This window comes from Kosakonia sp. LAM2021, assembly GCF_016620385.1.
Taxonomy (GTDB): domain Bacteria; phylum Pseudomonadota; class Gammaproteobacteria; order Enterobacterales; family Enterobacteriaceae; genus Kosakonia; species Kosakonia sacchari.
The window spans coordinates 753,760-766,977 of sequence record NZ_JAENHT010000001.1 but is presented as its reverse complement, the minus strand read 5'-3'; the positions used below and the strand labels follow the sequence as shown (position 1 = coordinate 766,977).

The following is a 13,218-nucleotide window of genomic DNA, read 5'->3' as shown; positions in this document are numbered from 1 at the left end:
CACGCTATCACCTCGGATTGGCTTGTGGCGACGTAGGAACTGCTGCCGGAGACGAGGCTGCTGGCGCGGGTGCTGCCGCTGCCGCTGGCTCTGGCTGTGTAATCGCGCTTATTGGCGCACTCTGACTTTCGGCGTTCTCATGCAGAATGGCCGCTTCTGCTTGTTTATTCAGCACCAAAAGACTAATTCGGCGGTTGATTGCTTCATCCGGGCCTCGGTTGACCAGGCGCATGGTTGCCGCCATGCCAACAACGCGCATCACTTTGCCATCATCCAGGCCACCGGCAACCAGCTCACGGCGCGACGCGTTAGCGCGATCGGCGGAAAGCTCCCAGTTGCTGTACCCTTTATCGCCGTTAGCGTAAGGGGCATCGTCAGTGTGACCGGAGAGGCTCACTTTGTTCGGGATCCCATTCAGGACTGGCGCAATCGCCCGTAAAATATCGCGCATATAAGGTTCGACTTCCGCGCTGCCGGTTTTAAACATCGGCCGGTTCTGGCTATCGATAATCTGTATGCGCAACCCTTCTTGTACCAGGTCGATTTTCAAATGCGGGCGCAATGCGCGCAGTTTGGGATCGGCTTCAATTAACTGGTCCAGATCGCCGCGCAATTTACTCAAGCGCGACTGCTCCATGCGTTTTTTCAGGTCGTCAATATTGGGCTGTTTTTGTACTTCGCCCTGTTGCTGTGTGTAGTCATCGCCACCGCCCGGAATCGGGCTGTCGCTGTTCGAAATTCTTGGCCCACCCGTGACCGCAGTTGCCAGCGGCGTGCGGAAATACTCCGCAATCTGGATAAGCTCTTTCGGGCTGGAGATGGAGATAAGCCACATCACCAGGAAAAACGCCATCATCGCCGTCATAAAGTCGGCATAGGCAATTTTCCAGGAGCCGTGTCCGCCGCCGCCATGGCCTTTATGTTTTTTTCGTCTAACTACGACGATCGGATGGGACTGGTTTTTCATGCGTCCTCAGTCGTCGTCTGTTGGTTAGGATTTCTGACCGCACGAACATGTTCGTCCAGTTCGATAAACGACGGGCGCTCGCTGGAGTAAAGCGTTTTACGACCAAACTCAACCGCGATCGGCGGCGCATAACCGTTCAGGTTCGACAGCAGGGTTATCTTCACGCACTGCATCATCTTGGCGGTTTCCGCACTCTTCTGGCGCAGTACGCTTGCCAGCGGAGAGATAAAACCGTATGCCAACAAAATACCGAGGAAAGTTCCCACCATCGCATGCGCAATCAACGCACCCAACTCCGCCGCCGGACGATCTGCCGAGGCCAACGCATGAACCACACCCATTACCGCCGCCACGATACCGAACGCCGGCAGTGAATCACCGACCATCGCCAGCGCGTTCGCCGGGACTTCGGCTTCACTTTCGTGGGTTTCAATCTCTTCATCCATCAGCGCTTCAATTTCGAAGGTATTCATGTTGCCGCTGATGATAAGTCGCAGATAATCCACGATAAATTCAAGCATCGTCGCATCCGCGAGAATGCGCGGGTAGCTGGCGAAAATCTCGCTCTCTTTCGGGTTTTCAATATCCCGTTCCAGCGAGAACATCCCTTGCTGACGTGATTTCGCCATCAGGCGATACAGCAGCGCCAGCAAGTCCATATACATACTTTTGGTGTACTTCGAACGGCGAAACAGCAAAGGCATCGCTTTCAGCGTTCCTTTGATGGCTTTACCGTTGTTGCCAACGATGAATGCACCTACCCCCGCGCCCCCGATGATGATCAGTTCAGACGGTTGATAAAGTGCCCCAAGTTCTCCGCCGGTCATCATATAACCGCCAAAGACTGCACCAAGAACAACCAGGTAACCTAATACGATAAGCACGACATCATCCTTCTGCTAATGACTAAGGCTCGGGATAAACATTTCAAAGGGTTAACACGAGTAACAGGTAAAAAAAAAGCAGCGGCATAACTGCACCGCTGCTGGAGTGTTTCCACCTGTATTCGGTTAAACAGCCTGATCGATCTGTTCATCCAGCAGTTGTGGAATAATATCGGCAGCATCCTGGGAAAGTTTACGTCTTTTTACCGCGCGGGACGGCGGCTGGCATAAACTGCAGGCAAAGCTACCAACAGGCTGATGTGCGTGGGTAATAAAATTACCACCACAGCAATTGCAGCGAGACAACTCCAGCATTCCGCTTTCCACGAAACGAACCAGCGTCCAGGCGCGGGTCAGCGCCAGCAGCGGTCCTTCCTCAGCATGAGGGCATTGTTCGAGATAAAGTCGGTATGCTTTGATGACTGCGTCAACGCCGCTGCAAAGGCCTGTTTTCAACAAAAATTGCCATGCGTTACAGAACATAGACGCGTGGATGTTTTGTTCCCAGGTCATAAACCAGTCGGTGGAGAATGGCAGCATACCTTTCGGCGGCGGGCTACCACGCAACTCTTTGTAGAGTTTGATAAGACGACCGCGGCTAAGCTGCGTCTCACTCTCCAACATTTGTAAACGCGCACCCAGCGTAATCAGTTCCATTGCTAACTGAATATCGCGTGCTTCCTGAACAATGCTTTTTTCGCTCATCGTTATGCCCTTTTCTTCCGGGCCGCGTCGCCAGTCTGTGAAGACTCATTCAGCAGGCGGGTTGAAAGTAAAATCCCGGTGTGAACTTGCTGTAAATCGTCCACGCGTGATTCTTGGGTCAGACGAGTGATGGTCTGATGATTGTCAAAACGGAACTGGCAAATCAGCTGATTGGTTTCAGCCAGCTTCACCATTTGCGGAAGGGTTAACTCAACCAGTGTCGTCGCCATCTCTTCATTAATACCGAGACGGAACATGGCGGACGCTTTGTCCTGGCTGATCAAACGCTGAGCAAGAAGTAAATACGACAAATTAATGTCATAAACATGTTTCAGCAACTCGGATGTATGCATTTTTCCCATCCCGAATAACCAACTTGTATCTTATGCGGCTGAGCCGCACCCCGTGATGTCGCCGGGAAAAAACCCGGTATAAAAAAGAAAGGCTAAATGCATAACTGACTAGGATCTTGCGATAAGGCGCTTCGCTCAAATGTTAATTGCCTTACAACGTTCTTAATCATTTCTTACAAAGAACTAAGATTTTTCCTAATTCGACGCAACTGTACTCGTAGGTGCTGCCACATACAATCTGACCAGTGCGGAAATTTGAAATTTTTGTGATACACGTCACATAATTTACGCGAATATGGACAAGAAATCTATCAGTCTCGCTTGTGAATTGATGTTTTTTTGCGCGATCACCCTCCTTTTCTATTCCAATTGTCCGAATAGGCATGCAAAACGCCCTCTTACCCACGCTAACTGGTCGGAGGATTAGGATGCTGCCCTATTTACATTTGACAATGTGTACCTATTGAAGAAACAGAAATAAAAAGTTATATAAAACAATATATTATGTTTTAAGCAATCTTAATTAATCACCCGAAGTAACCATTGCGCTTTTGTTAATCAATGTGATTGATAATTTAACAATTCGATCTTAAATTCTCTTAATTTTAGTTAAGCTTTTAAAATCGATTAAGGTGATTAAAGCGCGACCATACCGTTACGTTAGAATAATTAATGAATATTTATGATAACCTTCACATCCCTGCCATATTCACAGGTTGCACTGGTTTAAGAATCGGAGTAATGGTGAGAAAAATTTGATTCAATCGGGGAGTAAAAATGGCGTATGCACATCTTTTGGTCGCCGTAGCCGTTACGCCAGAGAGCCAACAACTACTGGCAAAAGCGGTTGATATCGCCCGCCCTTCCAATGCCCGCATCACACTGATTACCTTAGCCGCTGACCCGGAACTGTATAACCAGCTTGCCGCACCGATGATGGAAAACGTCCGTGATGTATTGCAGGAAGAGACGCAGCAGTTTCTGGATGAGCTGGTGCGCAACGCGAATTATCCCATCGAACAGGCGCTGATCGCCTCCGGCGAGCTGAGCAAGCATATTCTGCATACTTGTCGCACCAAGGATGTCGATTTAGTGGTGTGCGGTAATCACAATCAGACATTCTTCTCGCGCGCCGTCTGCTCGGCGAAAAGCATTGTCCAGTCCAGTGAAGTTGATGTGCTGTTAGTGCCGTTAAGCGCGTAAAACGCCCCCGCCAGAGCGGGAGCGTTGTTACCTCAGGCTAGCTTTTGAAAGGTCGCCACTTTGCTTTGTAGCTGGCTTTGTGCGCTACGTGGCGTGATACGCTTTAAATCGCTGATAAACCTCTGCTGCCAGTGGTGGATATCATTCTCTTTGATGACCTTGAGCATCTCCGCATGACGCGAAATACGCTCCGCCAGCGGCATCCTTAATGCCCTGTCCATCGCCGCCGCGACATCATCGCGATCGTAAGGGTTAACGATCAGCGCCGAGGTCAGTTCGTTCGCCGCACCGGCAAATTGAGAAAGAATTAGCACACCCGGATTTTCAGGATCCTGGGCCGCCACGTACTCTTTCGCCACCAGGTTCATCCCGTCACGCAGCGGCGTGACCAGCCCGACTTCCGCATAGCGGAACACCTTCATCAACACTTTGCGATCAAAATGTTGGTTGAGGTAATAGAGCGGCGTCCAGCCAAGCTGACCATATTTACCATTGATACGCCCGGCTTCGGTTTCCAGTTGATGACGAATATCCTGGTAGGCCTGCACTTCGCCACGCGAGGTGGGCGCAATCTGCGTATAACGAATTTTACCGTGGTGCTGAGGGAATTTCTCCAGCAGGGTTTCATAGGCAAGGAAGCGTTCCGGCAAGCCTTTGGAGTAATCCAGACGCTCTACCGAGAAGATGTTTTTCACATTCTTCAGTTCATTTTTCAACTGCGCCAGCTTAGGCGGCAGCGGCCCTGCGGCCTGCTGCGCGATTTCTTGCGGCTCAATACCTATTGGATAGACTTCAGTGCGGAAGTTTTTACCCCAGGCCACATGCTCTTTGCCACCTCGCGTGGTGAGCCGTGTTTGCATCGACAAACTATCGAGGAAGGCCAGACGATCGCTTTCGGTCTGGAAGCCCAGCAAGTCGTAATCACACAGTTGCTCAAGCAACTCGGCGTGCGGCGGCAAGGCATTGAAAATTTCCGGCGTCGGGAAAGGAATATGCAGGAAGAAGCCGATCTGGTTGTTGACACCGCGCTTACGCAGTTCGCTGGCAAACGGCAACAGGTGGTAATCATGGATCCACAGAATGTCGTCGTCTTTAATCAGCGGCAATAGCTTGTCTGCCAGTAGCGCGTTGACATCCTGGTAACCTTCCCAGGCCTCGCGCTGGAACTTCACCAGATCCAGACGATAGTGGAAAGCGGGCCACAGCACCGCGTTGGAAAATTGCGAATAATACTGCTCGTAATGATCTTCGCTGAGGTTAAAAGAGGCCCAGGTAATATTCCCTTTCGTGACCTTTTTTAGCGGTTGATCTTCGTCACCGATCTCCCCGCTCCAGCCAAACCACAGCCCGCCGGTCGCTTTTAGCGCCCCGAGGATCCCTACAGCCAGCCCGCCAGCGCTGGACTTTTTATCATCAGGCGGAGCAATACGATTAGATACTACGACTAAGCGACTCATAGCCATCTCTCCTGTTTGTTAGCGCCCGTTGTTCTTGTTGTTGATGGTCGACAAGTTTTTCAAGCCATTGATAGACATCATTTACGCCAGCCAGACGCCACATTGCCTGTGTTGCGCCAGGGCCAACTTTTATCGATATGCCGCCAAGTTTATTAACGGTTTTAAACCCATGTTCGTCAGTCAGATCGTCGCCAAGAAACACCGGTTTCTTGCCGAGAAAGGGCGGCGTTTGCATAAACGCGTCAATAGCGGCGCCTTTATGAATGCCAGAGGGTTTAAGCTCGACCACACATTTTCCCGGCTGCATTGCCAGCTGTGGATAGTGCGCGATGAGCGTTTTTGCCAGGGCAAAGACCGCCTCTTCATGCTGCGGTGCCTGGCGATAATGCAGTGCAAATGCCATCCCTTTGGTTTCAAGTTCAACGCCGGTCAGCGGCGCAATGCCATGCCGGAGTTCACGTTCCAGCGGTTGTAAAACCGACTCCGGTAAGGTCATTCGTTCGGTTCGACCATTGATATCGCGGCGCTCCGCCCCATGTACCCCCGCCAGCGGGAAACGGTAGGGTTTGGCGAGCTGTTCCAGCTCAGCAATTGAACGCCCTGAAATCAATGCCAACGCCCTGTCATTTAGCTCAGCAAGCAATGAAAGTCTGGTCAGCACATCTTCAGGGATAAAAACATCATCCGGGTGCGGTTTGATGTCCGCAAGGGTGCCATCCAAATCGAAAAAAAAGGCAAAATTTCCGGAAATGAGAGGCGGTATAGATAGTGCGTCTTCCACCCTGGTTTCCTCCTTACAGTGTCCGATGAGAGCCGTTTTTCATTAACGTCTCATTATCATTAGCCATGTAAGTATAGACAGTGTGACGCTGCTCGCCATTTTAAACATGACTTACCAGCCGGATTAGCGGCTGGTAAGGTCTGGAGTTACACTATAAGGTCGTGTGCAAAATTTAAGCAAAAAGCATCAAACCGTGCGTTTGGCCTTTTGTTTGTAGCGGTCGAAAATCACCGCCGCCAGCAGGATCAAGCCGCGCACAACGTATTGCGAGAAGGGAGAGATATTCAGCAGGTTCATGGCATTTTCCACAGTCCCCAGAATCAAGATCCCGGCCACAACGTAGGAAATTTTTCCGATGCCACCTTTTAGCGACACGCCACCCAACACACAAGCTGAAATAACAATCAGCTCATAACCGATTGAAGTCATTGGCTGACCACTGGTCATACGCGAAGCAAGAATAATCCCCGCCGCCGCTGACACAAGGCCTGAGAGCACAAAGATAATGATCTTGGTTCTGACTACCGGCACACCCGCCAGTCTCGCCGCCTCTTCGTTACCGCCAATCGCCAGCGTATTGCGACCAAAGGTGGTTTTATTGAGCAGGAAACCAAAAATAATCAGGCAACCGACCGTCAGCCAGATAGGCGCAGGCAAGCCGAGCCAGTTGGCATAGCCGAGCGTAAAGAAGCGCTCATCTTCGATCCCCACCGCTTTACCATCAGAGATGATATAGGCCAACCCGCGCACGATCTGCATCGTCGCAAGCGTGGTTATCAGGGCGTTGATTTTCAAACGTGCGATGACAAAGCCGTTAATAAAACCGCTCACCACGCCGAGCAGCAACCCGGCAAAGACGCCAATCCACAGGCTTTCGCTGAGGTTGATCACCACCGCCGTGGTCACCCCGGCACAGGCAATGACAGAGGCGACAGAGAGGTCGAAGTCGCCGGAGGCCAGGCAAAAAAGCATGCCGCAGGCCACCATGCCGGACATGGAAATCGCCAGCCCCAGCCCTTTCATATTGACGAAAGAGGCAAAGTTTGGCACGAAAACAGCGCAACCAATGAACAGTACGGCGAATACCACCAGCATGCCGAACTGATCCCAGATGCGCCCGAAGCTGAACGCCGATTTCGGCGCGCGGGACGTAGTTAAAGATGACATCGTATTCTCCTCACTCAGGCGACAGCCTGGCTCACTTTCGGCATCGCAAGGCTCAGCGCCTGCTGTTCATCGCCCTGACCGTGTAACAACTCACCGGCTATTTCTCCTTCCCGCATCACCACAATACGGTCGGCGACACCAAGGACTTCCGGCAAGTCACTGGAGGCAAACAGCACCGCCACACCACGGGCCGCCAGCGCATAAATCACGTTGTAGATTTCATGTTTCGCCCCGACGTCAATCCCACGCGTAGGCTCATCGAGCAGGATCACCTTCATCTCTTCCGATAACCAGCGGCCAAGAATGGCTTTCTGCTGGTTACCGCCGGAGAGATTCATAATCAGCTGATCCGCGCCCGGCGTTTTGATATTGAGCGAGCGAATGTGGTGCTCGGCGTTTTCGCTCTCCCAACCATTGTTGATGAGACATCCTGCGCGAATGTATTTACGCCGGGCGCTGATGTTGATGTTCTCCTGCACCGAGTGCACCGGAATAATGCCTTCGGCTTTGCGATCCTCCGGGCACAACATCATGCCAGCACGGATCGCGTGAGCAGGTTTGTGAATATTGACCAGCTCACCGTCAATAAACACCTGCCCTTCGGTGATCTGCGTGCCGCCAAACAGCCCTTTCATCAATTCGCTGCGCCCGGCACCGACCAGCCCGAACAGGCCGACGATTTCCCCGCTGCGCACGCTCAGGCTAATCGGCGTCCGCACTCCCGGCGCTTTCACCTGTTCCAGACGCAGACGTTGCTCGCCATATTCGCGCGGCTGCCAGCCGTAAATATCGCCCAGCTCGCGCCCGACCATCGCCTTAACCAGTTGATCATGATTGACCTGCTGCATATCGGTAAAGGTGCGCACATAGCGGCCATCTTTAAACACCGTAATGGCGTCGCTCAGGGCAAATATCTCCTCCATGCGATGCGAGACATAAAGGATGACGCGACCCTCTTTACGCAGCTCGCGGATCACCCGAAACAGGTTGTCGATTTCACGCGCTGAAAGGGAACTGGTTGGTTCATCAAAGGCAATAACTTTGGCGTTACGCGCCAGCGCCTTGGCTATTTCCACCATTTGCCACTGGCCGATGGAGAGGTATTTCAGCGGCGTTTGTGGGTCGATATCCAGCCCCAGATGTTGAAGCTGCAAACCCGCTTCATAGTTGAGCAGGGAGCGGTTCACAATGCCGCTTTTATGCGGCAACTGACCCAGGTAGATGTTCTCGGCGACGGTCATTTCCGGCACCAGATGAAGCTCCTGATAAATAATGGCCACCCCGGCGTTCAGTGCGGCGGTGGTATCGGCAAAGGAGACTTCTTCTCCTTTTATTGCCAGCGTACCGGTTGTCGGCGCGTAGTTGCCGCTGAGGATTTTAAGTAGCGTTGATTTACCGGCACCATTCTCGCCCATTAAGGCGTGAACCTGCCCGGCATAACAATCAAAACTGATCTCGCTGAGCGCTTTCACACCGGGGAATGTCTTGCCGATGCCGCGAAACGAGAGGTAAGGAGTAGACTGTTGCATAACGTCTCCGCAAAACAGTTCATTGTACGTCTGGCTCCCCGCTTATGCGGGGAGCGCAACCAACAGAGAATTACAGTCCTTTTTTCGCCAGCTCTTCTTTGAAGTTATCGCGGGTGATCAACACCACATCCGTAACGGCGGTGAATTTCGGCGGCTCCACGCCTTTGGTCACCCAGTTATACAGCAGCTCACTGGTTTTGTAGCCGTGAACATCCGGGCTTGGCAGCAGAGAACCGAAGAAGCCCGTCGCCTGTGCTTTGGACAGTTCGCTCACCGCATCCACGCCGTTAATGCCGATACCAATAACGTCCGCCGCTTTAAAGCCCTGCCCTTCCGTTGCACGCACGCCGCCAAGTACTGTGTTGTCATTCATGCCCAGTACCAGCCAGTGTTTCACTTCCGGATGCTGTACCAGCAGGGAGTTACCGGCATCAAACGCACCGGGGATATCATTCGATTTCGTCGGCACCTGGTAGATCTGTTTTTCCGGGAAACCGGCTTTTTTCAGCGCGTCCATGGAGCCAGTGGTACGGCGGCGAGCGGTATCCAGTTCGTTAGCCGTAATCGCCATCACGCCGGTCTGTTTGACATCCCAGCCGCGTTTTTGCATCTCTTTGTACAACTCATCACCCTGGCGTGCGCCAATCTCACTCGCCGCCATCATCACTAACGGCACCGAGGTCATAGGCTCGCCTTTGGCGTTGACGAACTGGTCGTCCACGGTGATGACTTTCATATCGTAGCCGCGAGCTTTGGCAACAATTGCCGAACCCAGTTTCGGGTCGGGAGTACAGATAACAAACCCTTTCGCGCCGCTGGCCGCCAGGCTATCAATGGCGTTCAGGGTTTTCTCGCCGTCAGGAACGGCGATTTTGATCACTTCAAAACCTAAATCTTTGCCTGCCTTGTCGGCGAATCTCCACTCCGTCTGGAACCATGGCTCTTCCGGTTGTTTAACCAGAAATCCGAGCTTCATGGTTTCAGCGATAGCGGATTGTGACATAACGGCAGCCAGGCCGATGGCCGCCAACGCTTTAGTGAATTTGTGCATGGTAAACTCCAGCTTTAGCATTCTTTTATGTAGGGAAAACAACTCAGCGGTTCTTTTAAAAGTTCATAAAACAAGGCATTAGAGTCCATACGTCACTGGAGCTCTGTGCTGGAAATAGTTTTAGCGGGAAATTGATTCTCCATAGGAGAGCGGCATCACACGGCTGAATTACAGTAATTCCGTACATAAATTCAGCGATTTATCACATAAAATCAGCCGTTTTTGTCTGACAAATAAGAGGGGTAAAAGCAGAATAATCCATAACATCAGCCAGCTTATCCTTGTGCCCGGATACAGGGTGCATCCGGGCAGAAAAATCACCAGCTATAGTAGATATGCTCAGCGTGATCTCGCGCTGCGATTTCGTTCCCTTGCAGGCGCGCGGCTATCGTTAAAGCAAAATCGAAAGCCAGCCCCAGACCTTTGCCGCTGATCAGGTTGCCATCCTCCACCACCGGCGCATCAACGTATTCGCCGTCACGCACGTTTTCATATAAATCGCCGGAGCAAACATAGCGGCGACCTTTCAGTAAGCCGTTAGCGCCCAGTACGCGCGCAGCGGCCGAACAGATTGGGCAAATGAATTTGCCCGCCGCGTCATGATGTTCAACAAATTGCAGCACCGCCGGGTTGGCGGCGAGGTTGACGCTGCCCTGCGGACCGCCGGGCAGCACAATGGCGTCATACAACGTTTGCTGTCGCTCGGCCAGCGTGCTGTCTGCCACCATGGGGATATTGTGATAGCTGACCACCGCGCGGGATTCCGCACAGGCCAGCGTTTCGACCTCTATCTGCAAGCGGCGCAAAATATCAATGGTGATAATCGCTTCCGCTTCTTCAAAACCGGGCGCTAACAACACCGCCACTTTTTTCATTCCCGACTCCTTCTGTGCAAGGTTGGTTGAATTCAGTGGCGTTATTGTTGATCAAAACAACGTTTCAAAATCCCCGCTGTGTCACAGACCAGCAGGCGCAACACAGCAAGAATAAAATCAGTGCGCTTCGCCCTGCGGGGTGAATTTCAGTTCAATTAAAGCGATAGCTTTTTGGATAGCGCGGCGCGTCACCGGATCGGCGGCTGCCGGATGGGTGGAAAAATCGATACTTTTTAACTGGTTCGCCATTTTCTCACGCACTTCAACCGGCGCGATAACGTCGATAACATCAAGGATTTGTTTAATGACCAGCTGGCAGGCTACGACATCAGAGACCAGTTCCTGGTCAGCAGAAAGATTTTGCGACATATGAAGCTCCTTTACTAAAGGGCGTCATAGTAGCGGGAAATATCAGGCAAGAGTAGTTTTGTCCCCTTCTGTCACCGAATTGCGGACATAAAAAAACCTGCTCACGGCAGGTTTTTTTATCATCAGAACATAGCGCCTGGCGGTACGTCTTTGAAAGTCTTGCAATAGGTTTCAAACATATGCTTCAGGATTTTACGCAGTTTCATCTTTTACTCCGGCGATGTGTTATGCAGGTGTTACGTCTCAATGCGCATATAATATGACCTGCATCACAAAAAGCAAGTTCAATGTGATGGAAATCACGTTTCAAAAATCAAAAATGCGGTAACTTTGTTAAAAATCCAATTATAAATCCTGCGGTTAGCGCGCTAAAATATTTTTTAGCACCTTCAATTATTTTTGCAAATGGCAGCCCCACAATGAGTGAAAACACCCTTTCGCGAAAGACAGGAGGTCTTTCTCCCGCTGCGCTACTGGTAGCCGGCGCTTTTTTTATGGAGTTTATCGACGGCACGGTGATCGCCACGGCGTTGCCAGATATGGCAAAAACCTTTGGCGTGGAGGCCGTCGCGCTCAATATTGGTATCAGTGCCTATTTGATAACGCTTGCGGTGCTGATCCCCGCCAGCGGCTGGATTGCCGACCGCTTTGGCGCGCGCAATGTCTTCTCGCTGGCGCTAGCTATCTTTACTCTCGCCTCGGTGCTTTGCGGGCTGTCGACCAGCGTTGATATGTTTGTCTCAATGCGGATTTTACAAGGTATCGGCGGTGCGTTAATGGTCCCGGTCGGCCGCCTCGCGGTGTTGCGTACCACACCGAAACACCAGCTTATTACCGCTATTGCCACGCTGACCTGGCCCGCGCTGGTCGCGCCTATTATTGGCCCACCGCTCGGCGGTTTTATTACCCACTACGCCAACTGGCGCTGGATCTTCTTTATTAATGTGCCGCTGGGCCTGCTGGCGATTGCGCTGGCGTTACGCATTATCCCCAATATCCGCGAGGAGGAGCGCCGTCCATTCGACTTGCCGGGTTTTATTGCCACGTCTGTGGCAATGGTCAGCCTGGTGTACGCCATGGAGGCGTTGGGTTCTGAACATCTGCAAGGCACGTTAACCATTGGTTTGCTGGTACTCGGCGCGCTGACGCTTATTTTTACCCTGCGCCATTTCCGGCGTGCGACGTGGCCGATGATCCGCCTCGACGCCATGAAAGTGCCGACATTTCGCGTAACCATGTACGGCGGTTCACTGTTTCGCGCCTCAATTAGCGCCGTGCCGTTTTTGCTGCCGCTGCTGTTTCAGGTCGGATTCGGCATGGATCCGTTCCACGCCGGGTTGTTAGTGCTGGCGGTGTTTGCCGGTAATCTTTCCATCAAACCTGCCACTACGCCGCTTATCCGCTGGCTGGGTTTCAAAAAGCTACTGTTAATCAATGGCGCGCTCAATGTGCTGGCGCTGTTGGCCTGCGCATTATTGACTGCACATACACCGGTGTGGCTGACATTTGTGATCCTTTATCTCGGCGGCGTGTTCCGTTCGGTGCAGTTCACCGGCGTCAGCACGCTGGCATTTGCCGATGTACCGTCGCCGCAAATGAGTTATGCCAACACGTTATTCAGCACGGCAACACAATTAGCGGTGGGCTTAGGCATTACGCTGGGTGCAATTGGTATTCGCATTGGTGAGCATGTCAGTACGTGGTTGCACATAACCGCCGTTGAGGGGATCAGCTTTCGACTGGCGTTTGTGTTTATTGCACTGATTTGCCTGGTGGGCATGATTGATACACTGCGGCTAACAAAGGATGCGGGTAGCGCCGTGTCGCGTAAACAGAAAGCCTGATGCAGGAAAGGCAAAAGAAGAAAGCCGCAACAG

The 13,218-nt window shown here is 52.0% G+C and carries 14 protein-coding genes; 2 read left to right on the top strand and 12 right to left on the bottom strand.

Features of this window, described 5'->3' with window-relative positions; all coding sequences use genetic code 11:
• Positions 1 to 7: 7 nt before the first annotated feature.
• The 4 genes from motB to flhD form a co-directional block, all read right to left on the bottom strand.
• Positions 8 to 967 (bottom strand): flagellar motor protein MotB, encoded by a 960-nt coding sequence (gene motB, locus JKP81_RS03630; RefSeq protein ID WP_017458317.1) that lies wholly within the window; start codon positions 965 to 967, stop codon positions 8 to 10.
• Positions 964 to 1,851 carry a flagellar motor stator protein MotA gene (motA, locus tag JKP81_RS03625; RefSeq protein WP_017458318.1) on the bottom strand — a complete coding sequence of 296 codons (888 nt, stop codon included), beginning with the start codon at positions 1,849 to 1,851 and terminating at the stop codon, positions 964 to 966. Before motA ends, motB begins: the two co-directional genes overlap by 4 nt.
• Positions 1,852 to 1,977: 126 nt before the next feature.
• On the bottom strand, positions 1,978 to 2,556 hold the full coding sequence (flhC, locus tag JKP81_RS03620; protein WP_017458319.1) for a flagellar transcriptional regulator FlhC: 579 nt from the start codon (positions 2,554 to 2,556) through the stop codon (positions 1,978 to 1,980).
• A 2-nt stretch (positions 2,557 to 2,558) separates the two neighbouring features.
• Entirely contained in the window at positions 2,559 to 2,909 is a 351-nt protein-coding gene (flhD, locus tag JKP81_RS03615) for a flagellar transcriptional regulator FlhD (RefSeq protein WP_017458320.1), read from the bottom strand.
• Positions 2,910 to 3,686: 777 nt separating this feature from the next.
• Here flhD and uspC point away from each other — a divergent pair.
• Positions 3,687 to 4,112 carry a universal stress protein UspC gene (uspC, locus tag JKP81_RS03610; protein WP_200550615.1) on the top strand — a complete coding sequence of 142 codons (426 nt, stop codon included), beginning with the start codon at positions 3,687 to 3,689 and terminating at the stop codon, positions 4,110 to 4,112.
• Positions 4,113 to 4,144: 32 nt separating this feature from the next.
• Here uspC and otsA read toward each other — a convergent pair whose 3' ends face one another.
• The 8 genes from otsA to azuC form a co-directional block, all read right to left on the bottom strand.
• Positions 4,145 to 5,569 (bottom strand): alpha,alpha-trehalose-phosphate synthase, encoded by a 1,425-nt coding sequence (otsA, locus tag JKP81_RS03605; protein WP_200550614.1) that lies wholly within the window; start codon positions 5,567 to 5,569, stop codon positions 4,145 to 4,147.
• Positions 5,544 to 6,350, bottom strand: a complete 807-nt coding sequence (gene otsB / locus JKP81_RS03600; protein WP_200550613.1) for a trehalose-phosphatase — start codon at positions 6,348 to 6,350, stop codon at positions 5,544 to 5,546. The genes otsA and otsB overlap by 26 nt, the downstream gene beginning before the upstream one ends.
• Positions 6,351 to 6,536: 186 nt before the next feature.
• Complete coding sequence (araH, locus tag JKP81_RS03595) at positions 6,537 to 7,517, bottom strand: L-arabinose ABC transporter permease AraH (RefSeq protein ID WP_017458324.1); 981 nt, start codon at positions 7,515 to 7,517, stop codon at positions 6,537 to 6,539.
• A gap of 14 nt (positions 7,518 to 7,531) precedes the next feature.
• Positions 7,532 to 9,046: an L-arabinose ABC transporter ATP-binding protein AraG gene (gene araG, locus JKP81_RS03590; protein WP_200550612.1), complete on the bottom strand. Its 1,515-nt coding sequence runs from the start codon at positions 9,044 to 9,046 to the stop codon at positions 7,532 to 7,534.
• Between the two features lie 70 nt (positions 9,047 to 9,116).
• Positions 9,117 to 10,097, bottom strand: a complete 981-nt coding sequence (locus JKP81_RS03585) for an arabinose ABC transporter substrate-binding protein (RefSeq protein ID WP_131409492.1) — start codon at positions 10,095 to 10,097, stop codon at positions 9,117 to 9,119.
• Between the two features lie 317 nt (positions 10,098 to 10,414).
• Positions 10,415 to 10,972, bottom strand: coding sequence for a DJ-1 family glyoxalase III (locus tag JKP81_RS03580; RefSeq protein ID WP_200550611.1), 558 nt, complete (start codon positions 10,970 to 10,972; stop codon positions 10,415 to 10,417).
• Between the two features lie 117 nt (positions 10,973 to 11,089).
• Positions 11,090 to 11,341, bottom strand: a complete 252-nt coding sequence (locus tag JKP81_RS03575) for a DUF2766 family protein (RefSeq protein ID WP_017458328.1) — start codon at positions 11,339 to 11,341, stop codon at positions 11,090 to 11,092.
• Between the two features lie 122 nt (positions 11,342 to 11,463).
• On the bottom strand, positions 11,464 to 11,547 hold the full coding sequence (gene azuC, locus JKP81_RS03570) for a stress response protein AzuC (protein ID WP_017458329.1): 84 nt from the start codon (positions 11,545 to 11,547) through the stop codon (positions 11,464 to 11,466).
• Positions 11,548 to 11,760: 213 nt separating this feature from the next.
• Between azuC and JKP81_RS03565 the strand changes: the two genes are divergently transcribed.
• On the top strand, positions 11,761 to 13,185 hold the full coding sequence (locus JKP81_RS03565; protein ID WP_200550610.1) for an MFS transporter: 1,425 nt from the start codon (positions 11,761 to 11,763) through the stop codon (positions 13,183 to 13,185).
• Positions 13,186 to 13,218: the final 33 nt, after the last annotated feature.

Excerpts from the sequence above, each read along its gene's own strand:
- araH (WP_017458324.1), bottom strand. The coding sequence starts at position 7,517 with ATGTCATCTTTAACTACGTCCCGCGCGCCGAAATCGGCGTTCAGCTTC.
- motB (WP_017458317.1), bottom strand. The coding sequence starts at position 967 with ATGAAAAACCAGTCCCATCCGATCGTCGTAGTTAGACGAAAAAAACAT.
- JKP81_RS03575 (WP_017458328.1), bottom strand. The coding sequence starts at position 11,341 with ATGTCGCAAAATCTTTCTGCTGACCAGGAACTGGTCTCTGATGTCGTA.
- araG (WP_200550612.1), bottom strand. The coding sequence starts at position 9,046 with ATGCAACAGTCTACTCCTTACCTCTCGTTTCGCGGCATCGGCAAGACA.
- flhD (WP_017458320.1), bottom strand. The coding sequence starts at position 2,909 with ATGCATACATCCGAGTTGCTGAAACATGTTTATGACATTAATTTGTCG.
- uspC (WP_200550615.1), top strand. The coding sequence starts at position 3,687 with ATGGCGTATGCACATCTTTTGGTCGCCGTAGCCGTTACGCCAGAGAGC.
- JKP81_RS03585 (WP_131409492.1), bottom strand. The coding sequence starts at position 10,097 with ATGCACAAATTCACTAAAGCGTTGGCGGCCATCGGCCTGGCTGCCGTT.
- azuC (WP_017458329.1), bottom strand. The coding sequence starts at position 11,547 with ATGAAACTGCGTAAAATCCTGAAGCATATGTTTGAAACCTATTGCAAG.
- flhC (WP_017458319.1), bottom strand. The coding sequence starts at position 2,556 with ATGAGCGAAAAAAGCATTGTTCAGGAAGCACGCGATATTCAGTTAGCA.
- otsA (WP_200550614.1), bottom strand. The coding sequence starts at position 5,569 with ATGAGTCGCTTAGTCGTAGTATCTAATCGTATTGCTCCGCCTGATGAT.
- JKP81_RS03580 (WP_200550611.1), bottom strand. The coding sequence starts at position 10,972 with ATGAAAAAAGTGGCGGTGTTGTTAGCGCCCGGTTTTGAAGAAGCGGAA.
- JKP81_RS03565 (WP_200550610.1), top strand. The coding sequence starts at position 11,761 with ATGAGTGAAAACACCCTTTCGCGAAAGACAGGAGGTCTTTCTCCCGCT.